Genomic DNA, 24,653 nt, shown 5'->3' on the forward strand with positions numbered 1-24,653 from the left:
GCTATTCGTTACAAGTCCTCGCTCGTACCTCGCTGTGGGCTTTCCACTACTATCCCTAACGCGAAACAAACCGTAATCATTTAACTTTTGTCATAACGAGGAGCACATCAAGCCTGTATTGAACTCAGTCGAAATGTGGTTGTCTTTTTAATTGAAACTCAAAATAAACAGATTGCCACATCATGCAAAAAAGGATGATTCGCAATGACGTTAACCAACGATATTCACAATTTTACCAGGAACAATAATTACTTTTTTAGGTTCACGACCTTGCAATTGTTCTTTGGTTTTTTCGTTCGCCATAACAGCCTTTTCTATATCTTTTTTACTTAAATCTAAAGGCAATTCCATAGTGAAACGCATTTTTCCATTAAATGAAATAGGATAATTTTTTGTACTTTCTACTAAATGGCTTTCGTCAAACTCAGGGAATGGCACTGTTGAAATAGATTCGTTATGCTCTAACTGACTCCATAATTCCTCAGCAATATGCGGTGCATAAGGTGAAACTAAAACCAAAAGAGGTTTTAAAATTTCTTTCGAGGTACATTTTTGAGCCGTTAACTCATTAGCAGCAATCATAAAGGTTGAAACCGATGTGTTAAACGAGAAATTCTCAATATCTTCTTGAACCTTTTTAATGGTTTTATGTAGCGTCTTTAAATTGTCTTTAGTTGGTGTAGCATCGGTAACTTTTAGCCCGTTATCATCGAAATACAATTTCCAAAGTTTTTTAAGAAACGAATGTACACCTGTAATACCAGCTGTATTCCAAGGTTTATACTGCTCTAAAGGCCCTAAAAACATTTCGTAAAGACGTAAACTGTCTGCACCGTATTGCTCACAAATGTTGTCTGGATTTACGACATTGTATTTGGATTTGGACATTTTTTCGACTTCGCGATGAACTTTGAAAGTTTCATTTTCCTTTGTTAAGAATTCGGCATTTTTAAATTCTGGTCTCCAATTTTTAAAGCCCTCAATGTCTAATTCATCTGAAGAATTCACATATGAAACGTCAGCGTGAATTTTATCAACTGTAAACGTAATGTATGAATCTGAATGATTTATTATATCAGATTCATCTAACTGATTGTTCAAATGCTTAGAGTACAAACTCAATAATTTACTTTTCAGGATTGGATAAAGATCTTTTACAATCTTTTTATAATATTCTCTTCTATCAGAAAATAGTTCAAATATACTCTGACTTACATAAAAGACTGATTCAGAAATCAATCCACTTTCAGTCTTACTAGAAGTGATTTTTTTATTCCAATGAGGGAACACCCTATAAACAAAAGCACTCGTCCCCAAAATCATCCCTTGGTTAATCAGCTTTTTAGCAAACTCATCATGGTTTACATAACCTTTATCGAACATAAACTTTTGCCAAAAACGAGAATACAATAAATGTCCTGTAGCATGCTCGCTTCCACCAATGTATAAATCGACTTGCTGCCAATAATCCATCGCATCTTTTGAGAAGATAGCATCCTCATTATTAGGGTCCATATAACGGTTAAAATACTGCGAACTTCCTGCCCACCCTGGCATTGTGTTTAACTCTAATGGAAAAACAGTTTTGTCATCGATTAAATCATTTGAGACTACTTCGTTCTTTTCGGTGTCCCAAGCCCAAACTGTTGCGTTACCCAATGGTGGCTCGCCTGTTTCGGTTGGTAAATAGTTGCGAACTTCTGGGAGTTCAATCGGTAAATGTTCAACATCAATCATTTGTGGCATGCCATTTACATAATATACAGGAAATGGTTCTCCCCAATAACGCTGACGAGAAAACACCGCATCGCGCAAACGGTAATTGGTTTTTCCTTCACCTTGTCCAATTTGCTCTAACTCGTAAATAGCACGTTTGGTGGCTTTTTTATAATTCATACCGTTTAAGAAATCGCTATTTGCAATAACTGTTTTTTCTTTATCGGCAAAGGCTTTTTCAGAAATATCTACACCATCAAATATATTATGAATTGGTATATTAAAATGTTTTGCAAAATCGTAATCACGTTGGTCGCCACATGGAACAGACATTACGGCACCTGTTCCGTAGCCTGCTAACACATAATCGCCAATCCAAATCGGAATTGGTTTTTTTGTAAATGGATGTTCTGCGTAAGCGCCAGTAAATGCCCCCGTAATGTTTTTTACATCTGCCACTCTATCACGCTCACTACGTTTAGCAGTCGCTTCAATATAGGCGTCAACTTCAGCTTTTTGATCAGGCGTTGTTATTTTCGATACGAGTTCATGTTCTGGGGCTAAAGTCATAAAACTCACTCCGAAAATAGTATCTGGTCTTGTCGTAAACACCGAAACACTGAATTTTGAACTCTGAACTCTGAACTCTACTTGTGCCCCAACCGATTTTCCAATCCAATTGCGCTGACTTTCCTTTAAAGAATCTGTCCAATCTATAGTTTCTAAACCTTGAAGCAAACGTTCTGCATAAGCAGAGATTCGCATACTCCATTGCGTCATTTTTTTTCTAATAACAGGATGACCACCACGTTCTGAAACACCATTTACTATTTCATCATTCGCTAAAACCGTTCCTAAAGCTGGACACCAGTTTACTTCGGTTTCAGCCAAATAAGTGAGTCTGTATTGTAATAATATTTGTTGTTGCTTTTTAGATGAAAATGAATTCCATTCTTCTGCTGAAAATGGTTCAATATTTTCATCACAAATAGCGTTAACTGTTGCATTTCCTTCAGTTTCAAAAATGCTTATCAATTCTGAAATATCTTCAGCTTTATCACTCTCATTATTATACCAAGAGTTGAACAATTGAATAAAAATCCACTGTGTCCATTTATAATAACTAGGGTCGGATGTTCTAACCTCACGAGACCAATCGAATGAAAACCCGATTTGATCTAATTGACGACGATAGGTTTTAATATTTTCGGCAGTAGTAATTGCAGGATGTTGCCCTGTTTGAATAGCGTACTGCTCTGCAGGTAAACCAAAGCTATCATACCCTTGAGGATGCAACACATTATACCCTTGATGACGCTTATAACGAGCATAAATATCTGAAGCAATATATCCTAACGGATGCCCAACGTGTAAGCCTGCGCCACTAGGATAAGGAAACATATCCAAAACGTAGTATTTTGGTTTATCGCTAATATTATCAGCTTTAAACGTTTGGTTTTCTGCCCAATATTTTTGCCATTTGGCTTCAATCTCGTTGAAATTGTATTTCATCGTCAGTCTTTTTTCAAGCTGCAAATTTAAACTTATTATAACAATGTTGAAAGTTTAAACGTTGTAAAGAACAATCAATTAGAATACTTTATTATTTTTACACTATTAATCCAACGACTTTATGAGTTCATCTTTCGAGAAACACCAAAAACGCAAACTTATTTCTTCATATTTTTCTGTAGTATTAAGTATTGCATTGGTTTTATTTTTATTGGGTTTATTAGGGATGTTAATTCTTAATGCAAAAAAGGTTTCAGATCATTTTAAAGAGCAAGTTGTTGTTACCATTTATTTAAAAGATAATGCTAAAGACGTTGAAGTAAAACAGCTTGAAAAAAGTTTGGCAATGGCAGATTATATAAAATCTACCGAATACGTTTCGAAAGAACAAGCTGCTGAATTTATGAAAGCTGAAAATGGTGAAGATTTTATGGATTTTGTAGGTTATAATCCGTTGCAAAACTCTATTGATGTGCATTTAAAAGCCGATTTTGTAACCTCTGAACACCTTGAAAAAATTTCTGCAGAAGCGCTAAATAAAAACTTTGTTGATGAAGTAACTTACGATAACGACCTAGTTAATTTAATGAACGATAATGTTAAAAAAATAAGTTTTTGGGTATTGGTAATTAGTGCTATTTTTACTTTAATTGCTGTTTTACTAATTAACAGTTCCATCCGATTAGCGGTTTACTCTAAACGATTTACTATTAAAACTATGCAAATGGTTGGTGCCACAAAACAATTTATTCGTCGTCCGTTTGTTTTAAAAAGTGTACGCTTAGGCATTATTGGTGCCGTTTTAGCACTAATTGGTATGGCCATTGTTTTGTTTTATCTAAACAAAACATTTACTGAATTAGAATTATTAAGTAATCCTGTTTTAATTAGTTTATTGTTTGTTTTTATATTTGCCTTAGGTATTATTATTACTTGGATTAGCACACATTTTGCAACCCAGCGTTTTTTAAATTTGAAAACCGATGACTTGTATTATTAGATAATTAACAAAAGTGTTAACATATCTTATTTAAATAAATCCGTTAATTTGCATATCTACTTTATAAAAAATCATGGGAGAAAAAAAACGTAAAGAAAACGCAAAACCAGTTTTTGTTTTTGGAAAGAAAAACTATAAATTCATGTTTATTGGTTTAGCTTGCATTGCTCTAGGGTATATTTTAATGGCTGGTGGTGGTAGTGATGACCCTAACGTTTTTAACCCAGAAATTTTTAATTGGAGGCGCATCCGATTAGCACCAACTTTAATTTTAATTGGTTTTGGTATTCAGGTTTATGCTATTTTATTGAATCCAGATAAGAAGTAATGGATATAATTGATGCTATCATCCTTGGCATTATTCAAGGGCTTACCGAATTTTTACCTGTATCATCAAGTGGTCATTTAGAACTAGGGAAAGCTATTCTTGGTGATAATTCTGTGCCAGAAGAAAGTTTACTGTTTACAGTAGTTTTACATTTTGCCACAGCATTAAGTACCATAGTAGTTTTTAGAAAAGATATTCTAGATATTTTAAAGGGTATTTTAAAATTTAAATGGAATGAAGATTTACAATTTATTAGTAAAATTGCCATTTCTATGATTCCTGCTGCTGTAATTGGCTATACTTACGAATCTCAATTTGCTGAATTATTTGGAGGAAATATTAAACTTGTAGGCTTCATGCTTATCATTACCGCACTTCTGCTTTATTTAGCCGATAAAGCTAAAGACACCAACAAAAAAGTATCTTTTAAAGGTGCCTTTATAATAGGCATAGCTCAAGCTATTGCTATGCTACCCGGAATATCTCGCTCTGGAGCAACAATATCTACTTCTGTATTATTAGGAAACGACAAAACCAAAGCAGCACGTTTTTCGTTTTTAATGGTAGTACCTTTAATTTTTGGTAAAATTGCTAAAGATGTTTTAAGTGGAGATATTTCTACGGAAAATCAAAATATAACCTCTCTTTCTGTTGGCTTTGTTGCTGCATTTGTTGCAGGTTTATTTGCTTGTACTTGGATGATTGCTCTAGTAAAAAAGAGCAAACTTAGCTATTTTGCAATTTATTGCGCCATTGTTGGCATTATTGCTATTATATTTTCTTTACTAAATTCGTAATATGCTTTTGAAAGAAGATTACCTTTCTGGTCAAGTTTTATTAATTGACAAACCTTTGAATTGGACATCATTTCAAGTTGTAAATAAACTCCGCTGGGAAATCCGTCAAGCATTCAATATTAAAAAAATAAAAGTCGGTCATGCTGGTACTTTAGACCCTTTAGCCACGGGCTTATTAGTAATCTGCACTGGAAAAATGACGAAGCAAATCGACACCTTTCAAGGTCAAATTAAAGAGTACACAGGCACTTTTACTTTAGGAAGCACAACGCCATCATTTGATTTGGAAACTGAAATTAATAAAATCTTCTCAACAAATCATATTACTGAAGATTTAATCCAAGAAACCACCAAACAATTTATTGGTGAGATTCAACAATTTCCACCTATCTTTTCAGCATTAAAAAAAGACGGAAAACGATTATATGAATTTGCAAGAGCTGGCGAAACTGTTGAAATTAAACCCAGAACTGTATGCATTGAAGCCTTTGAAATTACTAAAATTAATAGTTTGAAAGTAAATTTTAGAGTAGTTTGTAGCAAAGGCACTTACATACGTTCTTTAGCTAACGATTTTGGCAAAGCTTTACAATCTGGGGCACATTTATCTTCGCTTAGAAGAACAAAAATTGGTGACTTTAATGTTAGTAATGCTTCCACTTTTGAAGCCTTTATCGCATCACTAAAAGACTAAATTGTTTAATTTTACGTATATTTCATATAGAATTGGTATAAATTAACAAAGGTTTGAACCTAACAAATCAACATAAAGCCCTACTTATCACGTTTCTCTTAACAGGGACTCTGGTGCTTTCTATTTTTAATTTAGGGCTTAAAAAGCAAAGTGAATTCATTTCTGAAAGTTACTACCAAATGGAGCCTGAAGAAGAACTTACTGAAGAAGAAATTAAAGTTTTAGAAACTCTTGAAAAGTTAAATGCTAGTAAAGCTGAAACTAATAACGCCTTTAACGAAACCAGTAAATCTAAGCATTTTGCTGAAGCTTATAAACCTATAGCACCACCGGAAGATTACGTTCCAAAAAGTAATAATAATTCTAGCTATAAAGAGACGTTTAAAAAAGAATACGAAAACACAGACGATTCTAAAGTAAACACCGAAGAGCTTTCATCTTTTAGTAAAGTAAATGATTTATTAAAAAAACAACAAGATGATAGTGCAAACTCGAAAAGTACGATTAGTTTTTCGTTAGTAAACAGAAAAAAAGTGCATATTCCTATTCCCGTTTATTTATGCGAAATAGGTGGTAAAATTGTTATAAACATAACCGTAAACGACAGAGGTAATGTTATTGATGCTTATGTAAACTCATCATCATCTACATCAAATGAATGCTTAACAGAGCATGCTTTAGAGTACGCAAAAAACTCTCAATTTAGTGCTGATGCGACTAAAAAAAGTCAAATTGGTTCTATTACTTTTTTATTTATTGGCAAACAGTAGGTTGTAAATTGCAAAGTATTTCGGTAAGATCATATATAATATTTTGCCCTTTATCTTTATTATACCAATGCTGTAAATCTTCTTTAAAACTTGGAGTTAACGCTCCGTATTTAGCTTTAAATCTAGTAACATAATTTGTTGCTTCACTTGGTCTTGGTCCGTAAGTAGTTAGTACACCTCCTGTAGCATTATCAATTACTATCAACTTAGGTATAGCCCTAGCTCCGTTAGTTAAAAAAGCATCCATTAATTCTGGATTTTCATCACGTAGTACAATTCTTAAGTTAATATTCTTATTTAATTCGGCTACTTTATTAATTACTGGCAAAATATGCGCCGCATCGCCACACCAACTCTCGGTAATTAGTAACCAAGTAACGGGTTCTTCAAAAGTCAAAATTCTATCTTTAGCTTCATCTGGAATGTTTACAGTTTTATCCCAACGTTTCATACGTCTATCGTTAAGCTTTGTATAGTTTACTAAAGCTTCTGTTTTTTCTAATCCTGTTGTCGAGCTAGCCTCAACTAATTCTTGTACTAAAATTCTATACGCGCTATAAGACATGCTATTGTCTAAGCTATTTTTTATGATAAAATCCATAACTTACTTTTTATTGACAAAAATTGACAAAATATAATTGTACAAATTTAGTATCTTGTGATTACAGTTAAGATGATATTTGTCATGTTTAAAATTAAAACCTTGCAACTTGTAATAAACTCTTAATTGTTATTATTAAAGTGTATGAATAAAAAACATAAATGCGGTTGGTGTGTTGGTGACACACTATATGAAGCCTATCATGATGAAGAATGGGGAGTTCCTGCATATGATGATGCAACGATTTTTGAATTTTTAATTCTAGAAACTTTTCAAGCAGGTTTAAGTTGGATTACCGTTTTGCGCAAACGCGAAAATTTTAGAAAAGCTTTTGATGATTTTAACTATAAAAAAATAGCCAATTACAAACAAGATAAAATTGATGCTTTATTGCAAAATACTGGTATTATAAGAAACAAACTGAAAGTAAAAGCAACCATTACAAATGCACAGGCTTTTATAAAAATTCAAGAGGAATTTGGTTCATTTTCAAAATATATTTGGGGTTTTGTTGATGGGAAACCCATTAAAAACAAACTTAAAAATTACAAAAAAACTCCTGCAAATACTGCAATAAGTGATGCTTTAAGTAAAGATTTAAAAAAACGTGGGTTTAGATTTGTGGGTTCAACTGTTGTTTATGCACATATGCAAGCCACAGGTATGGTAAACGACCATGAGGTTGATTGCTTTAGATATAATGAGGTTTAATTAATCTACTTCTTTTTCTTCAATTTCATAATGTGTTATTACTGTTTGGTCTTTTGGGTTATATGGTAATACATTTAGTAAATGTTCGATAGTTTCAACTCTTGCTTTAGTTTTTTTGTTGGCCTTAATAATTATCCAAGGGGCAATTTTAGTATTAGTTTTTTTAAACATTTTCTTTTTATACATAGTATAATCATCCCATAGCTCTATGGCTTTTTGATCAACTGGACTATATTTCCATTTTTTTAAAGGACTCGCTTTTATGTCTTCAAAACGTCTTTGTTGTTCATCTTTAGAAATCGAAAAATAAAATTTTATTAATCTAATTCCAGACTCGATTAACATATTTTCAAACTGGTTAACCTGTTTCATAAAAATAGTATATTCCTCTTCTGTACAAAATCCATTAACAGGTTCTACAATGGCTCTGTTGTACCAACTTCTGTCAAAAAAAACAATTTCTCCTTCTCTAGGCAATCTCGCTATATATCGCTGAAAATACCATTGCCCTTTCTCTACAATACTTGGTTTTGGCAGGGCTACAACTTTAAACTCTCTTGGGTTTAAATGTTCTGTAATCCTTCTAATAGCCCCCCTTTTCCTGCTGCATCTCTACCTTCAAAAACAATAACTATTTTTTCTTTATTGGCTTCTGCCCAATGTTGAAGTTTTATTAATTCTTCTTGCAACGATTTTAAACGGGATTCGTAATTTAAATTTCTTAAAACCTTTGAAATCGTAATATTATCATCTAATAAAAACTGAATGATTCCTTTTTTAGAATTTAATTTTTTTAAATCTTTTGGTGTTATATTATTACTCATAATGGTTTAATCAATTTGCTTTACAAGTCTGTGATATCGCTGTACAATATTAGGATCTGGAAATAATGTGGTACCAGAGTTTCCCTTATTTTCGTATTTAAACCTAGATAAAACATATCGTATGCTTTCTAAACGTGCTTCTTTTTTAATGTTTGTTTTAATAATAATCCAAGGGCTAAATGTTGTATGTGTTTTGCTAAACATTTGTTCTTTATAAAACGTATACTTATCCCAACGTCTTTGCCCTTCTTGATCTACTGGACTAAATTTCCAGCGTTTTAAAGGACTTTGTAATCTCGAATTAAAACGTCTAACCTGTTCATCTTTTGAAATTGAAAACCAAAATTTTATTAAAATAATTCCATCCTCATAAAGCATATGCTCAAACTCTGGAACTTGCACCATAAATTTATCATAATCCTTCTCATTACAAAATCCCATTACGGGTTCTACTACTGCTCGATTATACCAACTTCTATCAAAAAAAACAATCTCACCAGGATTTGGCATTTCTTTTATATAGCGTCTAAAATACCATTGCCCTTTTTCTACATCGGTAGGTTTAGTTAAAGCAACAACTCGCATTGAACGTGGATTTAAATGCTCCATAAAGCGACGTATTGTACTGCCTTTACCAGCGGCATCGCGTCCTTCAAAAACAATACAAACTCGTTTTTTATGTTTTGCAACCCATTGCTGTAAGTCTACCAATTCTGCTTGGAGTTTTTTTAATTCTAATTCATATTCAAGTGTATTGAGTAACTCTTTTACTTGTTGTTCTTCTTTTTTTTCTTTTAAAATTTTAAGAAACTCTTCTTTGTCATTAAACTTTTTAAAATCTTCTAATGTTAACATAAATATTAATTAATTTGCTAATATCTTCATTTTTAACCTCAAAAAAGATGATATTTATCAGGATAAGTAAAATAAAAATTTATCTCTGGAAATATCTTCTGCTCCCAAACTTTCTAAATGTTTAGTATATACTTGGCAATCTATAAGTTTATAATTAGAATTTTGAATAAAGGTTATAAAACCAGCTTTACTGGCATTACTTTCTTTGGTAAACATGCTTTCGCCAGAAAACACATTATTTCCTAAATCTATCCCGTATAACCCTGCAACTAGTTTTTTATTTTTCCAAACTTCAACGGATTTTGCATAGCCTAATTTAAATAAATTAGTATAAGCCACTACCATACTATTAGTTATCCAAGTGCCTGCTTGCCCATTACGTTTTACCTTAGAACACTCGGTTATTACCTCTTTAAAAGCTTTATTAATAGTTACTGTATAATTGCAAGTGCGTAATACTTGTTTCATGCTTTTTGACACTTTTAGCTTTTCTGGAAACAACACAAATCGTGGATTTGGCGACCACCATAAAATAGGTTCATCTATCTCAAACCATGGAAAAATACCATGTTTATAGGCATGTAATAATCGCTTTGTAGATAAATCGCCTCCAATAGCAAGTAGTCCATCTTTAGTAGCTTCGGACACGTTTGGAAAACATATGTCTTTGGTTAGAGTTTGCATAATAATTCTTAATTGGCTGATTGTTACACTTCGACTGCGCTCAGTGCAGGCTATTTTTATGTGTTTATATTTATTGTTATTCAACGGTCACATGTAACATCCTAAATAATCATTTGGTTGTGTGATTAAATATTAATCATGGATGTTTCATTCTCGCAATAATGTAAAAACAAAAACCTCTAGGTTTCAATAAACGAAGAGGTTGATGAATTACGATTTCTGCCTACATTTAGGCAAGCTCAATACAGTGCGCAGGAATGATAAAAATTATTGATTAAAAAGGTAAATCGTCGTGATCATCTTCTTTTAAATCTCCAGCAGGCTCAAAAGCATCCATTGGTGGTACTGGTGGTAAGTTTTCGCCTGAGGCTTCGGCTTGTAACGCTTCAATTCTCCAGCCTTGAATAGAGTTAAAGTATTTGGTTTCACCTTGTGGATTTACCCATTCTCTGCCACGTAAATTAATGTTTATTTTTACTTGTTGTCCTACTTGGTAACTGTTTAATAAATCTGTTTTATCTTGAACAAACTCCACCATAATATGTTGCGGGTATTGCTCCTCAGTAGTTACAACTATTTCTCTTTTTCTAAACCCATTACTTCCAAAAGTTTGAGTTTCTCCAATCATTTTAATTCTTCCTTGAACTTCCATTTAATCTATTATTTATTTTTTATTAATATTATTTATTTAATATTTTTTGAAATTTAAGATAATAATATTTTCCAAGCACTTTCAACATCACCAAAACTTAAATAATTGCGTGCTAGCTTATGCTTTTGCCTATGTGTTTCTGTTTTTATATTTGGGTGTCGTTCACCTAAATCTTTTACAAATTCTTTTACACTTTCTGCAGTAGGCAATGCTTCAATATTAGCTAACATTCCTAAATCGTTTCCTGTTAAAACCATACTATTTTTAACATAATCAGGAAAATTATCTACACCTATACCTAAAGTGGTTAATGGCTTCGGGATTTCAAAAAATCCTTTTTTAGCTCTTGTGTAATAACTGCCACCAGCTCTAGCTACTAAATCTAACTTTTGTTGATTTATTGTGCCTTTATCATCTAAAACATCATCATTAATATGCAATTTTACAACTTCGCATATAATCAAATTTCCTGCGCCACCTTCATTTCCTAACTTTATAATGTCGTTCACTTTACACTCAAACTGAACTGGTGATTCGGCAACACGACATGGTTTTACAACATCCGATTTTAGCATGGTTAAACCTGCCTTTTCAAACTCGTTTACATCTTCGGCATACTCGGTACTCGCTAATGACATTTGATGAACCATATCATAATTCACCACATTAATAACCACTTCCTTTATAGCCTCTGCATTTTCCAAAGTATGCTTAGTAGTATTATTTCTAACACGACGCGCTGGAGAAAAAATCATTACAGGCGGATTAGCACTAAATACATTAAAAAAACTAAATGGCGATAAATTTGGTGTGCCATCTGCACTTAAAGTACTTGCAAAAGCAATTGGCCTTGGCGCCACAGTACTTAACAAATAGCTATGTAATTTACCTGTTGAAATGTCTGTAGGCTTATACGACGTCATTAAACTTTTTAGTTTCAACAAAACTAATCAAAAAAAACATGATAATTTTATCAAGTTTTCAACATTAGTATGCCTCTATCAACAATTTACAATTATTTCCCATCAGATGAAATGTAACTAATCTCTTAACTAACTAAAAAGTGATTTACTAAGAACTTGCGCAATAATATTAACAGATTTGCATTATATTACAAGTTAAATTAGTAGTTGATGATTTTTACCGAATACAAAAACACTTTTAGATGGATTATGATTGCGGCATCGTTTATTATGGTGTCTGTTATTTTATGGAAAACCTATGAGCTTTTTCAACATTTTAAAAAGGAAGAAAGGGTAAAAATGGAAATGTGGTCATTTGCCCAAACAGACTTACACAAAATGAATAACCTTAATGTAGATATGGGTAATTTACCTTTAAAGGTTATTACAAGTAATAAAACAACTCCTATGATAAAAGTGAATCAAGACGGAAGTTTTGATTCTAATAATATTGATGAGGAAAAAGCTAAAGATTCACTATATATTCAAAAATTAATAGCAAAATTTAAGAATGAAAATACCCCCATTGAAATACGCTATAAAAATGAGGTTTTATCTACTATCTATTATGGCAATTCACCTTTAATAAACAAATTAAAATACTATCCGCTTGCATTAATTTTAATTATAGTTTTGTTTATTGCTGTTATATTTTTCTTTTATAGTAGCAATAAAAATGCCACTCAAAATAAGTTATGGTCTGGTATGGCAAAAGAAACGGCACATCAAATTGGCACACCATTATCCTCTTTAATTGGCTGGACAGAAATTTTAAAAAGCGAACATGTTAATCCTGAGTATATTGTTGAAATTGAAAAAGATGTAGATCGCTTAAAAACCATTACCGAACGTTTTAGCAAAATAGGATCTATACCTGCCTTAGAAGTTGCCGATATTATTGAAGAAACTATCAACTCTTATGATTATTTAAAAACGAGATCTTCAAAGCTCATAGATTTTGAAATTATAACTCCAAGTGGCAATATCCCTGTAAAACTTAACAAGCAATTGTACAGTTGGGTTATTGAAAACTTGGTTAAAAATGCTATTGACGCTATGAAAGGTAGGGGCAAACTTACTATTGAAATCTCTCAACTTGAAAATAACGTAAAAGTTAGTGTAACAGATACTGGAAAAGGATTAGCAAAAAGCCAATTTAAAAGAATATTTGAACCTGGTTATACTACCAAAAAACGTGGTTGGGGATTAGGTTTGTCGCTTACTAAACGTATTATAGAAGATTTTCATAATGGTAAAATTAAAGTGCTTCAATCTGAAATAAATAAAGGCACTACTATACAAATTGCTTTAACGCGAGCGGTTTAAAAACCTCTTAAATTATGTCTGAGAAATTTATTACTATAAAAGAATTTGCTTTAAATAATAACTGCCCCGAATGTTATAGTAAAGATGGTTTACGCTTAACATTTAAACAAAAGTTTATTGAAACTAAATTTTACAAATCGATAACTAAAGACATTAAGAACAGTATTATTTGTAAAACATGCAACACTACTATTTATCCTGTACAATGGACAGATGATATTGACCGCGTTTTTGAATATCATAAAAAAGCTTTTGTGCCTAAAAAACCATCAACTTTTTTAAAGAAGTTAACTTGGATTATAATAATATCTGTTGTTGTAATAATTGTTACAGTATTATTTTTGTTGCTTTATAATAAATTATAAATACGCTTTTATAGCCTTGGCTGTATTTTGAAACTCTTCAACAGTTAGCTTGTCTTTTTGAAGAAATCTTGCATCTTCCATAGAATGTAACGGAATTAAATGTACATGTGCATGAGGAACTTCTAATCCAATAACACTAATCCCTACGCGTTTACATGGAATAGCTTTTTCAATTGCTATGGCTACTTCTCTTGAAAACTGCATTAATCCAGTATATGTAGCTTCATCTAGATCGAATATTTTATCTACTTCCTTTTTAGGAATACAAAGTGTATGCCCTTTACTGTTAGGATATACATCAAGAAATGCTAGAAAATCATCGGTTTCAGCAACCTTATAACAAGGGATTTCGGCATTTACTATTTTAGTGAAAATTGAAGCCATAAATTTTGAGGATTTTTAAGAGTATATGTAAATATAAAAGATTCCTGCTTAACTTAAACAGGAATCTTTTTAAAAATTATTTTTGCTTTTAATTATCTAGAAATCTCGATAATGTCAAATTTCATAACACCGTTTGGCACTTGTATTTCGGCTACATCGCCAACTGATTTTCCTAACAAACCTTTACCTATAGGTGAGTTTACCGATATTTTACCCGATGCTAAATCTGCTTCTCCATCAGCTACTAGTGTATAATTCATTTCCATACCATTGGTTTGGTTTTTAATTTTAACTCTTGATAATACCAATATTTTAGAGTTATCTAACTGCGATTCATCAATAACGCGAGCACCTGCTAAAGCTTCTTCTAATTTAGAAATACGCATTTCTAACATCCCTTGTGCTTCTTTAGCTGCATCATATTCGGCATTTTCACTTAAATCGCCTTTATCTCTAGCTTCTGCAATGGCTTTTGATGCTTTTACACGCTCAACATCTTTTAACTGCTTTAGCTCTTCTCTTAATTTTTTTAATCCTTCTGGTGTATAGTAAGATACTTTACTCATAACTTCATCGTTTATTTAATAAAAAGATTCCGAAACACATCTCGATTTTTATTGATTTGGGTATCTGGAATAAAAAAAATCCCGTTTACACGAGATTGTACCACAAAAATACAAAATTTTTAATTACGTGTTAATAATTGCTATAAAAGTATTTTTACTGTATTTTAATTAATCTTAAATTGCGATTTAAATTTAAAAATAATTAATGAAGTATTTTATTGTAATAATATTTACTATGTTTCTGTTTTCGTGCAGTAGCAATAGAGAAGAAGATGAAAACTGTAAATTTCTACTGAATGTTCCTGTTAATGAGGTTATTAATTTAAGCTTTCCTCAATATAGCCAATTACAATTTGCAGGCAACTCAGTTAGAGTACCCAATATAGGCAATGGTGGTGTTATTGTTGCATTTACAGGTGGAGACTATTTTGCTTGGGATGCTAGCGACCCTAATCATGTGCAAGCTTCATGCTCAGTATTAGAACCTTCTGGCTTGAATGCAACTTGTGGTTGCGATGATAAAAACGAATACAGTTTAGTTACAGGCCAATCTTTAGGAGATAATACTCTAAGGTGTGGATTAAAAAACTACCGTATTCAGAAAAACGGAAATACGCTTACAATTTTTAACTAAAAAAGCCTCAATTAAGATACTGAGGCTTAATTTAGTCATTCTCTAAAACTTTAAAGTTGCCCCAAGTAAAAAATTAGTGGTTGCTTGCGGGTAATATCCTGTACCTTCTATGGTCGCAGTAACTGCAGGGTTACTCCAAGTATCATCATAAGTGTAATAATAGCCGTTTGAAATGTACTTTTTATTAAAAATATTATTTACCAAAGCAGATAATATAATTGTTTTAAAAATTGATTTTGGTTTTATCTCGTAAGTCACATTAAAATCATTTACAAAATAACTTTCTAATTTTGAAGCTTCAGAATCATTATTTCCCATAAATTGCGCACCTACATATTTACTTAAAAGCGACATTTGAAAATTATTAGTTGGATTAAAAACCAAGGCATTTGCTGCTACTAACTCAGGTGAAAACGAAATATTCGTTTTGCCCAAATTCTCTAAAACGCCATCTCTCTGAAAAAACGTTTCTTTATTTTTATTAGAGCTTATAGTAACGTTTGGTTGAATAGCAAACTTATTAGAAATTTGTACGGCAGCATCAAGCTCTAAACCTAAACGATAACTACCACCACTATTTGCCCTTATTGGTGTACCTGTATTATCTATAGCTCCTGTTAAAACCAACTGTTCATTGTACAGCATATAATATGCATTGGCGTTGATTCTAAAGGTTCTGGTATTGTGCCTCCAACCTAACTCAAAATCGTTTAATTGTTCTGGTTTTATATTAGGGTTGTTTTCAAAATCACTCCTGCTTGGTTCGCGATTTGCTCTAGCATAAGAAAAATACAGATTATTTTTATCGTTTAATTCGTAGGTAATTCCTGCTTTTGGATTAAAGAAATTATATTGCTCATCAACCAATAAATTAATCCTGTCTGATGTTAACCCTGTTGTTTTGTAATTAACAAAACGCATTTGTAAATCGCCATACAAACTCACTTTATCATTTAATCTGTAAGTCGCTTTGGTAAATAAACTAAAGTCCTTTTTATTGCCCTGTCCGTTATAATAATTGTCATCAATTTCAGAATCACTTGCAAAACGCGCCCAAATAATTTCTCCAAAATGATCCCCAATATAACTGCTATACGATAAACCAAAATTTAAATCCAATACATTTTTTTTATAGTTTGCCCCTGCATTTACTACATAAAAATTGTTATCTAACCAACGGCGACGAATTAAATCGGTTTTATCAATGGTTTCTCCTCCAATATTAATTGGTATTAAGTCGTACTCATTAAAAGGCTCATCTTCTTTATACTGCTCAAAATAACCGCGTCCTTTAGTGTAATTTAATGCTAAATTAGTAGACCAATTGTTGTTATAACGTTCATTCCAATGTAATTGATAATGACCTTGTTGGTAATTATCTACTTCATCTTCATGAAATTGTGTAACACCATTTTCATCGGTATACATACCTGCGGTGTTAAAAGTTCTGTTATTAGCCAAAAGATCTAAATCTTCTAAACCATTCCATGATTGATAAGTAATTTCGTGTCCGCTAAACGTAATCGCTTTTATTAATGTATTATCATCAACATAAGCTGCTTGTAAAAAATATGATTTTAAATCTGACGATGCTCTATCTATATAAGCATCTGAATTAATTTTAGATAATCGACCCGCTATTTCAATACTTCTACTTCGCTCAGTACTATTATTGAGTTTTCCCGTGCTAAATTTTACGGTATGTTTTCTTGTATTAAAACTACCGAAGGAATTAGAAATTTCTCCATTTGCCTCATCAGCAACAGCATCGGTAAGCACGTTTATACTCGCGCCAAAAGCACCTGAACCATTAGTTGATGTACCAACACCCCTTTGCAATTGCAAACTTTCTACAGACGAAGCAAAATCGCCTAAATTTACCCAAAACGTTCCTAAAGATTCTGCATCGTTATACGGAATGCCATTGAGTGTAATATTAGTAGATTGCGCATTAATACCACGTACTCTAATCCCTGTATAACCAACACCAGCACCAGCATCGGTAGTTGTAACAACTGATGGCAAATAGTTTAGCAAAACAGGAATGTCTTGCCCCAAATTACGTTTTGCTAATTGCTCTTTTGTAACATTTGTGTGGGTAATAGGAGAAGTAGCATTTACACGAACTGCCTTAACTAAAACTTCATCTAATTTTTCAGTTTTTGTTGAGTCTTTTTGAACTTGATTTTGTTGTGCGTTGACACTGACTGTTAACACTAAGAGTGTTAAAAAAAGAAATAAGTTTTTCATACGATTACATTTAAAATCGAATAAAAAGAGGTCATTATTCTTTAATAGTTATTAAATAATTTTCGATAAATATTTTTAAAAAGACCTTTCGACTACGTTCAAGGTAACAAATTGCAAAATATTATATCTAAATGGCGATTATCGCCTTCCTTAGCAGCATTACCTGCTCAGGTTCAATGGGTATGATCTCAGCCGATAATAGGCACCCCTTTTTTGAGAACGCTGCAAAGATAGAAACTATTGATAATTATTTCAATCAATATCTGGTTTTTTTCTATTCGCTTTTTTTTCTGAAAGATTTCGTTTGTTTTTTAACCGTTTTCTAATAACAGCTTTTGGAATTCTAGTTGGTATTCGTTTTTTAGGAACTTTTAAACTGTTCTCGATTAAGTCTAAAAAACGTTTAATAACTAGGTCTTTGTTTTTGTGTTGGCTACGACTTTCATCACATTGTAAAATAAGTATATCATCTTTGGTTAACCTGTGCTGAAGTTTGTTTTTTAAACGGACCTTTTGTTCTTCGTTAAAAACAAAAGTGTTTAATAAATCGAATTGTAATTCTACTTTAGAAGCTACTTTATTTACATGTTGTCCGCCTGCGCCAGAGCTCCTAACGGCTTTAAACGTTAATTCTTGTAAAAGTATCTCTTTGTTAAACATTATTATACTTGATGCTCTGGTTTTAGTAAATCGTTTACCGTTTTTACAGGGTTAAATGTAGCCAGTGGTACTTCTACAAAAATAGTATTCCAATTTGCCATACTTCCGTTCCAGAGCCCAGGTAATTCTAATGCTTTTATAGCAATCCCGTTTTGAGTTTTATCTGTAATAAAAGCAGCTTCTTTATCAACAAAATTTAAAAGATTAAACCTTGCTCCTTTATAATTTTTTATACCACAAACTAAATCTGTTGGATTAAAATGAGTAGCGTTTTTAACAATTTCAGCTTGACTAGGATTTTCAATATCTATTTGAGCAAATTCTACTATTTGTAATGACATATCTCCATGCATATCTTTAACCCAAAATGGTCCACCACCAGGTTCGCCTTCATTTTTTACCATAGCACAAACACGAATAGGTTTATTTAATTTTTCTTTTAAATATTGTTTCTTTTTTTCTAAAGTTAAATCATCAAATTCATCAAAAATTGAAACATTCATTTTTTTTGATAAAAACATAGCCATATTCAACATTTCAGCTTCGTTAACAGATGCATTATCCAGCTGATGCAAAAACGAAAATGTTTGCTCTTGAACTTTAAGCAACACACCAGCAATCAGTTTTTTATACTTATTAAGTTTTTCGTTTTTATTAAAAACTACAATATTGTCAATGTTTTTAATAAAAACTAAATCGCTATTTAAATCGTTTAAATTTTCTAATAAAGCACCATGTCCTGCTGGTCTGAATAAAATGGAGCCATCTTCATTTCTATAAACCTCATTATTCTCGGTTAGTGCTACAGTTTCGGTTTCTTCTTTTTGATAAGAAAACGAAACGTTAAAAGTTGTATTGGTTTTTTGCTCCAACTCATTAATAATATTATTAAGCTCAGCAGTAAAACACGAATGGTGTTTTTCTGAAACTGTAAAATGAAGATTAGCCTTGTTTTTTGAAGAAGCATATAATGTAGTCTCAAATAAATGATCATAAAAAGCAGTTACAGCACCGTTTTTATATTTATGAAATGGCAATAAACCCTTAGGGAAGAAGCTATAATTTAAAGCATCTTCGTTTAACATAGCTTTTACCAATCCTAAAACTGCTTCGTTTTTGTTTAATTTATCAAAATTAGGGTTTATAGCTTTTGCTTTTAATACAATCTGATTGTAAAACGGAAACTTTTCAAAATTAGAAATAAAGGTTATAATAAGATTATCGTTATGTTTTTTTGCATAACTTTCAATAGTTTCATGTTCTGGATTAAACTGACTTAAAAACTGAAACAAGAATTTAAACATACGCGTTGCAGCACCAGAAGCTGGCACAAACTTTACAATGTTTAAATTATCTTGCATCTCCTCATATAAATCTATAAATTCCTTGATTTCTTGTTCGCTATAACTTTCAATACCGCTACCAATATTTGCTGCAGCAACTAAATTAGAATAAGACATGCCATTTTTTATGCGATTAACTTGTCCTTCTATTTGATTTATAGTTAATCCCTTTGATTTAATTTGATTTTGGTCTTTTTCAGTAAAATTCAAAGCTTTATTTTTTAAGAGTTTGTCAATATGGTTAATTGCCATTTCTAATCGTTCGATTTTATTTCCTTTTAACAAAACATAGGGTTTGTTATGTTTTTTAAGTGCCGTTTCAAAAGCTTTAAACATACGTGACCTTTCGTTTGGTTTATCGCGTAAGTCGTCTGCTTCCCAAGGGGTATCAATATATGTTAAAAAATATAAATCGTAAGTGTTTTCTAAGGCAAATTTTTGTAAAATCGGGTCGCATGTTCCTAAGTAATATGCTTCGGAGTACACTTTGGTTTCTAACAAATCGGTATCGCAAATTAAAACTGAATTTGCTTTTTTAACTAGCTCATTTTCCAGCTTCATTTGCCCTTCTGCTATGGGTAATAAATCTTTTGGTTGGCAAGTTTTTTGTTCAGCATTCCATTTATTTTGCAAATACTCGCGTGCATATTCTGGCACCCAAACCGTATTATAGTGCTTAGCTAACTGTTTTGAAAGCGTAGTTTTTCCAGTAGATTCTGGACCAAACAATACTACTTTTATGCAGTTTGAAGGTTGTTGTTTATACTTTTTTTCCATGCTAAATAACCTTGAATTGCTAAAACAGTAAAGATTAAATACTGTAATGAAAACATGCCCCATCCGCGTGAAGCATAAAGAGGCACGGTAATAATATCAGCAAAAATCCAAAGTGTCCAATTTTCTAATTTTTTATTTGCCATATACCACATAGCTGTAAAAAATACACCAGATGTAAATATATCTATATAATTTGACGAACTAATTTCTGTTCCGTATGCTTTATAAACCCCATAAGTTACAATCATAGTTAACAAAAACATCCCAAAACCAATTATTTTTTCCCCAGTATTTGTTCTAGAAATTGGCACTAAAACCTTATCATCTTTTTTTCGAGACCAATTCCACCAGCCATAAATACTCATTATAGAATAATAGAAATTCATCATCATATCTCCCATTAATTCATCTTTCAAAAAAATATAAACGGTAATTATTGTAGCAATAAGTCCTGTTGGATAAACTAAAATATTTTCTCTTTTTGCATAAATTACACTAGCAATACCAAAGAAAAAAGCGATAGCTTCTAAAGCAATTAAGTATGGTTCTCTTGTATAGTAAGGTTCTAAAAAGAAATCAAAAATGGGGTTCATAGTCGTGCCTATCAGTTTTTACTATTTTCATGTATAACAACCCATTTTCAATAAGTTGAAATACTTCTTTTATTTCATTTTGAAGTAAGCTCATCACCTCATCATAATCACCATAAACTTGTGTGCTCAATGGGTTTTCTAAAACTTTTAAATTTGATGCTCTTAACTTTTTTATAAAATGAATAATTGCTGGCTCAAATTTGTCTTGCAAAGGTGTTAATGTTAATTCTACTGATATTTTCATTTATTCTATATTTTATCATTCCCGTGCAGGCGGGAATCTCTATTTTATGAGATGCTGAAACAAGTTCAGTATGACAAATCACTTTCGTAATTTGTCAAAAAACGTTTCATCTTCCTCAAAAGCAGTTCCTATAACTACCATATCTGCTCCAGAACTGTATGCGTTTTCTAATTGTTGAGTATTTTTTATACCACCACCAACAATTAATGGAATTTTTATTTCATTTTTCACTTTTAAAATTATTTCAGAATCTACAGGATTTAATGCGCCACTTCCTGCTTCCAAATAAATAAGTTTCATCCCTAACAATTCACCAGCCTTAGCAGTATTTACTATATTTTGAATAGTATTTTTATCCATTGGTTGTGTTTGCGTCACACGCTCTATAGCAGTTTCGTTTCCACTTTCTATTAAAATATAACCTGTTGAAATAACTTCTAAATTCGTGGTTTTTATTATAGAAATAGACTCCACATGTTTCCCAATTAAATAATCAGGGTTTCTGCCTGAAATTAAAGATAAAAACAAGAGTGCATCAGCCTTATTTGTAATTTGAGAAATAGCTCCAGGAAATAAAACAATAGGACGTTTAGTGTGTGTTTTAATTTCAGAAACCAATACTTCTGTTACTTTATCTTTAACGGTACTACCTCCAACAAAAATATGAGTAGCTACAGATTGATTTACTTTTTTAATGAAACGTGCAACATCATCAACAGAGAATTTATCAGGGTCAATTAAAACCGCTAATAATTTTTCATGATTTAAAATCGAGTTTTTTATGTTTTTATAAATGTTTTTCATTTTAGGCAATGGCATAAGCACAAGCAAATCCTTCAAACTCTAAAAATTGGATATTATAGCGATGTTTTTTTGTTTTATAATCTATCCAAGCTACAGTTTCATTATCATCAATATTAAAGGGGATTACTAAGCAATGCTTTTTAAAACTCAACCCTGGTGTTGCGTAAAGCTTATATAAAGATTCTTTTACGCACCAAATAGCAGTTAGTTTTTTTATGTAGTCTGCATCATTTTCATCTAAATAATTAAACTCATAATCAATAAATTTATGAGAAATTATACTGATTTTATCACGTTGTTTTTCAATATCTATTCCAATAACTGAATCGCTAACTATAACTCCTGAAAAATTAAAAGAATGAGTAATAGAAATTTGTTTTCCATCTTTCAAATGTGGTTTCCCATTTTCATCATAAAACAAATCCTTATCAGAATATCCAAATTCAGCCAATAATTTTCTAACACTTAAAAATCCACGTTGATGCATTTCACTTTTCATACTCAAAACACGTTCTAAACTTTTAGGTTTTAAATCAACTGATTCAAATAAATCCTTATAAGACTCAGAAATCTTCCAGATTTTAACAGTAGTTTGTGAGTTTGGAGTTATGGTTTTATAAAGTGGCATTTATTATTCTGAAAGTTATTGATTATCTTTGCATCGCCTAAGGCAAATTAAACATTTTGGCATGCGAATTTAAGTATTTTAAGTTCTAAACACAAAGATGTAATACCTTAAAACAATAAGAAAAAAATACTATGAGTACAAAAACAATTCCTTACGTAGCAAATAAAGTTAAAGACATATCTCTTGCTGATTGGGGACGAAAAGAAATTGAATTAGCAGAAGCAGAAATGCCAGGTTTAATGAGTTTAAGAGAAGAATACAAAGACGCTCAACCGCTAAAAGGCGCACGTATTGCTGGGTGCTTACACATGACTATTCAAACTGCTGTATTAATTGAAACTTTACAGGCTTTAGGAGCAGAAGTAACCTGGAGTTCTTGTAATATCTTTTCAACACAAGATCAAGCCGCAGCTGCAATTGCTGCTGCTGGAACTGCAGTTTATGCTTGGAAAGATATGACAGAAGAAGAGTTTGATTGGTGTATAGAACAAACTTTATTTTTTGGTGAAGAAAGAAAACCACTAAACATGATTCTTGATGATGGTGGAGATTTAACTAATATGGTTTTAGATAAATACCCAGAATTAGCTGCTGGAATTAACGGTTTATCTGAAGAAACCACAACAGGTGTTCACAGACTATATGAGCGTGTAAAAAATGGAACTTTACCAATGCCTGCTATTAATGTAAACGATTCTGTAACTAAATCTAAATTCGATAATAAATACGGTTGTAAAGAATCTGCAGTTGATGCAATTAGAAGAGCAACAGACATTATGCTAGCAGGAAAACGTGTAACTGTTTGTGGTTATGGCGATGTTGGAAAAGGAACTGCTGCCTCTTTTAAAGGCGCAGGAAGTATTGTAACCGTTACCGAAATCGACCCAATTTGTGCATTACAAGCAGCCATGGATGGTTTTGAAGTTAAAAAACTAGAAACTGTAGTTAGCAACTCAGATATTGTAATTACAACAACAGGCAACAAAGATATTGTACGTGCAGAGCATTTTAAAGCCATGAAAGACAAAACCATAGTGTGTAATATAGGACACTTTGATAATGAAATTCAAATGGCTTGGTTAAATGACAACTACGGAAATACCAAAAACACCATTAAGCCACAAGTTGATAAATATACGATTGATGGAAAGGATATTATAATTCTAGCCGAAGGACGTTTAGTAAACTTGGGTTGTGCTACTGGTCATCCTAGTTTTGTAATGAGTAACTCGTTTACAAATCAAACTTTAGCTCAAATTGAGTTATGGAATAATGCTGATGCTTATCAAAATGATGTATATATGTTACCAAAACATTTAGATGAAAAGGTAGCAAAATTACATTTAGCAAAAATAGGCGTTGAGTTAACGGAGTTAAAGCCGTATCAAGCTGAATATATTGGTGTAACGGTTGATGGTCCATATAAGCCTGAGCATTACAGATACTAATTAGAGTAATAGATATTAAAAAAGAAGTCGTCTAAAAAGTAATTTTTAGGCGATTTTCTTTTTGATTATTTTTAGCTTATTGTTTTAGTTTTCAATATTAGGGTTCAAAAAGCTTGATTTAAAAAAGCAAAAGCGATTTTATAGCGCTAAACTATACTTTTTAAGGTTATGTGCCATGGCAACTAGCCCTATTTCTACATTTACTTTATCAATACCTCTTAGCATAAATCGTTTAAAATTCATATTATGTTTTATATTTCCAAATACGGCTTCTACATCCCAACAGCGTTGTTTTCGCTTTGCAATACCTTGCTCACTGGTAAGCAATGTTTTGGCTTGTGCTTTTAATCGGATTAGGTTATAGTTGCGTTCTATGATGCGATTGTACTTGGATTTATGGCACAGACTTCTTAAAGAGCAACTATTGCAGTTCTGAGCTTGATAGCGATGTATGGTTTGCTCAAAACCATTTTTTGTTTTCTTTTTATAGCTTCCAATATTAGTCAAGGCTTGACCCATTGCGCA

26 protein-coding genes and 1 pseudogene are annotated in these 24,653 nt (G+C 31.9%); 10 read left to right on the plus strand and 17 right to left on the minus strand.

What is annotated here, in order from left to right; translation table 11 throughout:
• Window positions 1–210: 210 nt before the first annotated feature.
• Window positions 211–3,228 (minus strand): leucine--tRNA ligase, encoded by a 3,018-nt coding sequence (locus tag L3X37_RS08590; protein ID WP_237239761.1) that lies wholly within the window; start codon window positions 3,226–3,228, stop codon window positions 211–213.
• A gap of 121 nt (window positions 3,229–3,349) precedes the next feature.
• Between L3X37_RS08590 and L3X37_RS08595 the strand changes: the two genes are divergently transcribed.
• From L3X37_RS08595 to L3X37_RS08615, 5 genes are all read left to right on the plus strand, one after another.
• Window positions 3,350–4,228: a cell division protein FtsX gene (locus tag L3X37_RS08595; protein WP_237239762.1), complete on the plus strand. Its 879-nt coding sequence runs from the start codon at window positions 3,350–3,352 to the stop codon at window positions 4,226–4,228.
• A 73-nt stretch (window positions 4,229–4,301) separates the two neighbouring features.
• Complete coding sequence (locus L3X37_RS08600) at window positions 4,302–4,556, plus strand: DUF3098 domain-containing protein (RefSeq protein ID WP_237239763.1); 255 nt, start codon at window positions 4,302–4,304, stop codon at window positions 4,554–4,556.
• A complete protein-coding gene (locus L3X37_RS08605) occupies window positions 4,556–5,353 on the plus strand; it encodes an undecaprenyl-diphosphate phosphatase (RefSeq protein ID WP_237239764.1) in 798 nt (265 codons plus the stop codon). Before L3X37_RS08600 ends, L3X37_RS08605 begins: the two co-directional genes overlap by 1 nt.
• 1 nt (window position 5,354) lies before the next feature.
• Window positions 5,355–6,047, plus strand: a complete 693-nt coding sequence (gene truB, locus L3X37_RS08610) for a tRNA pseudouridine(55) synthase TruB (RefSeq protein ID WP_237239765.1) — start codon at window positions 5,355–5,357, stop codon at window positions 6,045–6,047.
• A 53-nt stretch (window positions 6,048–6,100) separates the two neighbouring features.
• Window positions 6,101–6,817 (plus strand): hypothetical protein, encoded by a 717-nt coding sequence (locus L3X37_RS08615; RefSeq protein ID WP_237239766.1) that lies wholly within the window; start codon window positions 6,101–6,103, stop codon window positions 6,815–6,817.
• Here the strand turns inward: L3X37_RS08615 and L3X37_RS08620 are convergent.
• On the minus strand, window positions 6,801–7,418 hold the full coding sequence (locus L3X37_RS08620; RefSeq protein ID WP_237239767.1) for a thioredoxin family protein: 618 nt from the start codon (window positions 7,416–7,418) through the stop codon (window positions 6,801–6,803). The genes L3X37_RS08615 and L3X37_RS08620 overlap by 17 nt on opposite strands.
• Before the next feature lie 144 nt (window positions 7,419–7,562).
• Here L3X37_RS08620 and L3X37_RS08625 point away from each other — a divergent pair, with 144 nt between their 5' ends.
• Complete coding sequence (locus L3X37_RS08625; RefSeq protein WP_237239768.1) at window positions 7,563–8,129, plus strand: DNA-3-methyladenine glycosylase I; 567 nt, start codon at window positions 7,563–7,565, stop codon at window positions 8,127–8,129.
• On the opposite strand, the pseudogene ppk2 (L3X37_RS08630) reads toward L3X37_RS08625, so the two are convergent.
• From ppk2 (L3X37_RS08630) to L3X37_RS08650, 5 genes and pseudogenes are all read right to left on the minus strand, one after another.
• Window positions 8,130–8,953 (minus strand): annotated as a pseudogene (ppk2, locus tag L3X37_RS08630) (polyphosphate kinase 2).
• A gap of 6 nt (window positions 8,954–8,959) precedes the next feature.
• A complete protein-coding gene (gene ppk2 / locus L3X37_RS08635; RefSeq protein ID WP_237239769.1) occupies window positions 8,960–9,808 on the minus strand; it encodes a polyphosphate kinase 2 in 849 nt (282 codons plus the stop codon).
• A 57-nt stretch (window positions 9,809–9,865) separates the two neighbouring features.
• Window positions 9,866–10,492, minus strand: coding sequence for a leucyl/phenylalanyl-tRNA--protein transferase (gene aat, locus L3X37_RS08640; protein ID WP_237239770.1), 627 nt, complete (start codon window positions 10,490–10,492; stop codon window positions 9,866–9,868).
• Between the two features lie 274 nt (window positions 10,493–10,766).
• Window positions 10,767–11,144 (minus strand): DUF3127 domain-containing protein, encoded by a 378-nt coding sequence (locus tag L3X37_RS08645; RefSeq protein ID WP_237239771.1) that lies wholly within the window; start codon window positions 11,142–11,144, stop codon window positions 10,767–10,769.
• Between the two features lie 53 nt (window positions 11,145–11,197).
• Window positions 11,198–12,067, minus strand: coding sequence for a flavin reductase family protein (locus tag L3X37_RS08650; protein WP_237239772.1), 870 nt, complete (start codon window positions 12,065–12,067; stop codon window positions 11,198–11,200).
• 210 nt (window positions 12,068–12,277) lie between these two features.
• Here L3X37_RS08650 and L3X37_RS08655 point away from each other — a divergent pair, with 210 nt between their 5' ends.
• Both L3X37_RS08655 and L3X37_RS08660 read left to right on the plus strand, forming a co-directional pair.
• Window positions 12,278–13,432, plus strand: a complete 1,155-nt coding sequence (locus L3X37_RS08655; RefSeq protein WP_237239773.1) for a sensor histidine kinase — start codon at window positions 12,278–12,280, stop codon at window positions 13,430–13,432.
• Window positions 13,433–13,446: 14 nt separating this feature from the next.
• On the plus strand, window positions 13,447–13,797 hold the full coding sequence (locus L3X37_RS08660; RefSeq protein ID WP_237239774.1) for a hypothetical protein: 351 nt from the start codon (window positions 13,447–13,449) through the stop codon (window positions 13,795–13,797).
• Here the strand turns inward: L3X37_RS08660 and L3X37_RS08665 are convergent.
• Window positions 13,792–14,181 (minus strand): HIT family protein, encoded by a 390-nt coding sequence (locus L3X37_RS08665; protein WP_237239775.1) that lies wholly within the window; start codon window positions 14,179–14,181, stop codon window positions 13,792–13,794. The genes L3X37_RS08660 and L3X37_RS08665 overlap by 6 nt on opposite strands.
• A 92-nt stretch (window positions 14,182–14,273) precedes the next feature.
• Window positions 14,274–14,747, minus strand: a complete 474-nt coding sequence (greA, locus tag L3X37_RS08670; RefSeq protein WP_237239776.1) for a transcription elongation factor GreA — start codon at window positions 14,745–14,747, stop codon at window positions 14,274–14,276.
• A gap of 205 nt (window positions 14,748–14,952) precedes the next feature.
• On the opposite strand from greA, the gene L3X37_RS08675 reads away from it, so the two are divergent.
• Entirely contained in the window at window positions 14,953–15,381 is a 429-nt protein-coding gene (locus L3X37_RS08675; protein ID WP_237239777.1) for a Rieske (2Fe-2S) protein, read from the plus strand.
• Between the two features lie 42 nt (window positions 15,382–15,423).
• Here L3X37_RS08675 and L3X37_RS08680 read toward each other — a convergent pair whose 3' ends face one another.
• The 7 genes from L3X37_RS08680 to L3X37_RS08710 all read right to left on the minus strand — a co-directional run bounded on the left by L3X37_RS08680 (window position 15,424) and on the right by L3X37_RS08710 (window position 22,680).
• Complete coding sequence (locus L3X37_RS08680; protein ID WP_237239778.1) at window positions 15,424–17,631, minus strand: TonB-dependent receptor; 2,208 nt, start codon at window positions 17,629–17,631, stop codon at window positions 15,424–15,426.
• 252 nt (window positions 17,632–17,883) lie between these two features.
• Window positions 17,884–18,291, minus strand: coding sequence for an alternative ribosome rescue aminoacyl-tRNA hydrolase ArfB (gene arfB, locus L3X37_RS08685; RefSeq protein ID WP_237239779.1), 408 nt, complete (start codon window positions 18,289–18,291; stop codon window positions 17,884–17,886).
• A 2-nt stretch (window positions 18,292–18,293) separates the two neighbouring features.
• On the minus strand, window positions 18,294–20,411 hold the full coding sequence (locus L3X37_RS08690) for a DUF4301 family protein (RefSeq protein ID WP_237239780.1): 2,118 nt from the start codon (window positions 20,409–20,411) through the stop codon (window positions 18,294–18,296).
• Window positions 20,372–21,004 (minus strand): nicotinamide riboside transporter PnuC, encoded by a 633-nt coding sequence (pnuC, locus tag L3X37_RS08695; protein ID WP_237239781.1) that lies wholly within the window; start codon window positions 21,002–21,004, stop codon window positions 20,372–20,374. The genes L3X37_RS08690 and pnuC overlap by 40 nt, the downstream gene beginning before the upstream one ends.
• Window positions 20,988–21,248 (minus strand): thiamine-binding protein, encoded by a 261-nt coding sequence (locus L3X37_RS08700; protein ID WP_237239782.1) that lies wholly within the window; start codon window positions 21,246–21,248, stop codon window positions 20,988–20,990. Before L3X37_RS08700 ends, pnuC begins: the two co-directional genes overlap by 17 nt.
• A 78-nt stretch (window positions 21,249–21,326) precedes the next feature.
• Entirely contained in the window at window positions 21,327–22,052 is a 726-nt protein-coding gene (locus L3X37_RS08705) for a phosphoglycerol geranylgeranyltransferase (protein WP_237239783.1), read from the minus strand.
• A gap of 1 nt (window position 22,053) precedes the next feature.
• Window positions 22,054–22,680, minus strand: a complete 627-nt coding sequence (locus L3X37_RS08710; protein WP_237239784.1) for a 4'-phosphopantetheinyl transferase family protein — start codon at window positions 22,678–22,680, stop codon at window positions 22,054–22,056.
• Window positions 22,681–22,811: 131 nt separating this feature from the next.
• Here L3X37_RS08710 and ahcY point away from each other — a divergent pair, with 131 nt between their 5' ends.
• Window positions 22,812–24,128 carry an adenosylhomocysteinase gene (gene ahcY, locus L3X37_RS08715; protein ID WP_237239785.1) on the plus strand — a complete coding sequence of 439 codons (1,317 nt, stop codon included), beginning with the start codon at window positions 22,812–22,814 and terminating at the stop codon, window positions 24,126–24,128.
• 138 nt (window positions 24,129–24,266) lie between these two features.
• On the opposite strand, the gene L3X37_RS08720 is transcribed toward ahcY, so the two are convergent.
• Window positions 24,267–24,653: transposase (locus L3X37_RS08720; protein WP_237239786.1), on the minus strand; the 387-nt coding region annotated here is incomplete at its 5' end.

This window comes from Wocania arenilitoris, assembly GCF_021728535.1.
Classification (GTDB): domain Bacteria; phylum Bacteroidota; class Bacteroidia; order Flavobacteriales; family Flavobacteriaceae; genus Wocania_A; species Wocania_A arenilitoris.

Coding starts and splice junctions, on each gene's coding strand:
- L3X37_RS08620 (WP_237239767.1), bottom strand. CDS start 7,418: ATGGATTTTATCATAAAAAATAGCTTAGACAATAGCATGTCTTATAGC.
- arfB (WP_237239779.1), bottom strand. CDS start 18,291: ATGTTTAACAAAGAGATACTTTTACAAGAATTAACGTTTAAAGCCGTT.
- L3X37_RS08625 (WP_237239768.1), top strand. CDS start 7,563: ATGAATAAAAAACATAAATGCGGTTGGTGTGTTGGTGACACACTATAT.
- L3X37_RS08645 (WP_237239771.1), bottom strand. CDS start 11,144: ATGGAAGTTCAAGGAAGAATTAAAATGATTGGAGAAACTCAAACTTTT.
- L3X37_RS08700 (WP_237239782.1), bottom strand. CDS start 21,248: ATGAAAATATCAGTAGAATTAACATTAACACCTTTGCAAGACAAATTT.
- L3X37_RS08605 (WP_237239764.1), top strand. CDS start 4,556: ATGGATATAATTGATGCTATCATCCTTGGCATTATTCAAGGGCTTACC.
- ppk2 (WP_237239769.1), bottom strand. CDS start 9,808: ATGTTAACATTAGAAGATTTTAAAAAGTTTAATGACAAAGAAGAGTTT.
- L3X37_RS08690 (WP_237239780.1), bottom strand. CDS start 20,411: ATGGAAAAAAAGTATAAACAACAACCTTCAAACTGCATAAAAGTAGTA.
- greA (WP_237239776.1), bottom strand. CDS start 14,747: ATGAGTAAAGTATCTTACTATACACCAGAAGGATTAAAAAAATTAAGA.
- aat (WP_237239770.1), bottom strand. CDS start 10,492: ATGCAAACTCTAACCAAAGACATATGTTTTCCAAACGTGTCCGAAGCT.
- L3X37_RS08650 (WP_237239772.1), bottom strand. CDS start 12,067: ATGACGTCGTATAAGCCTACAGACATTTCAACAGGTAAATTACATAGC.
- L3X37_RS08595 (WP_237239762.1), top strand. CDS start 3,350: ATGAGTTCATCTTTCGAGAAACACCAAAAACGCAAACTTATTTCTTCA.
- L3X37_RS08665 (WP_237239775.1), bottom strand. CDS start 14,181: ATGGCTTCAATTTTCACTAAAATAGTAAATGCCGAAATCCCTTGTTAT.
- ahcY (WP_237239785.1), top strand. CDS start 22,812: ATGAGTACAAAAACAATTCCTTACGTAGCAAATAAAGTTAAAGACATA.
- truB (WP_237239765.1), top strand. CDS start 5,355: ATGCTTTTGAAAGAAGATTACCTTTCTGGTCAAGTTTTATTAATTGAC.
- L3X37_RS08675 (WP_237239777.1), top strand. CDS start 14,953: ATGAAGTATTTTATTGTAATAATATTTACTATGTTTCTGTTTTCGTGC.
- L3X37_RS08680 (WP_237239778.1), bottom strand. CDS start 17,631: ATGAAAAACTTATTTCTTTTTTTAACACTCTTAGTGTTAACAGTCAGT.
- L3X37_RS08590 (WP_237239761.1), bottom strand. CDS start 3,228: ATGAAATACAATTTCAACGAGATTGAAGCCAAATGGCAAAAATATTGG.
- L3X37_RS08705 (WP_237239783.1), bottom strand. CDS start 22,052: ATGAAAAACATTTATAAAAACATAAAAAACTCGATTTTAAATCATGAA.
- pnuC (WP_237239781.1), bottom strand. CDS start 21,004: ATGAACCCCATTTTTGATTTCTTTTTAGAACCTTACTATACAAGAGAA.
- L3X37_RS08655 (WP_237239773.1), top strand. CDS start 12,278: ATGATTTTTACCGAATACAAAAACACTTTTAGATGGATTATGATTGCG.
- L3X37_RS08600 (WP_237239763.1), top strand. CDS start 4,302: ATGGGAGAAAAAAAACGTAAAGAAAACGCAAAACCAGTTTTTGTTTTT.
- L3X37_RS08660 (WP_237239774.1), top strand. CDS start 13,447: ATGTCTGAGAAATTTATTACTATAAAAGAATTTGCTTTAAATAATAAC.
- L3X37_RS08710 (WP_237239784.1), bottom strand. CDS start 22,680: ATGCCACTTTATAAAACCATAACTCCAAACTCACAAACTACTGTTAAA.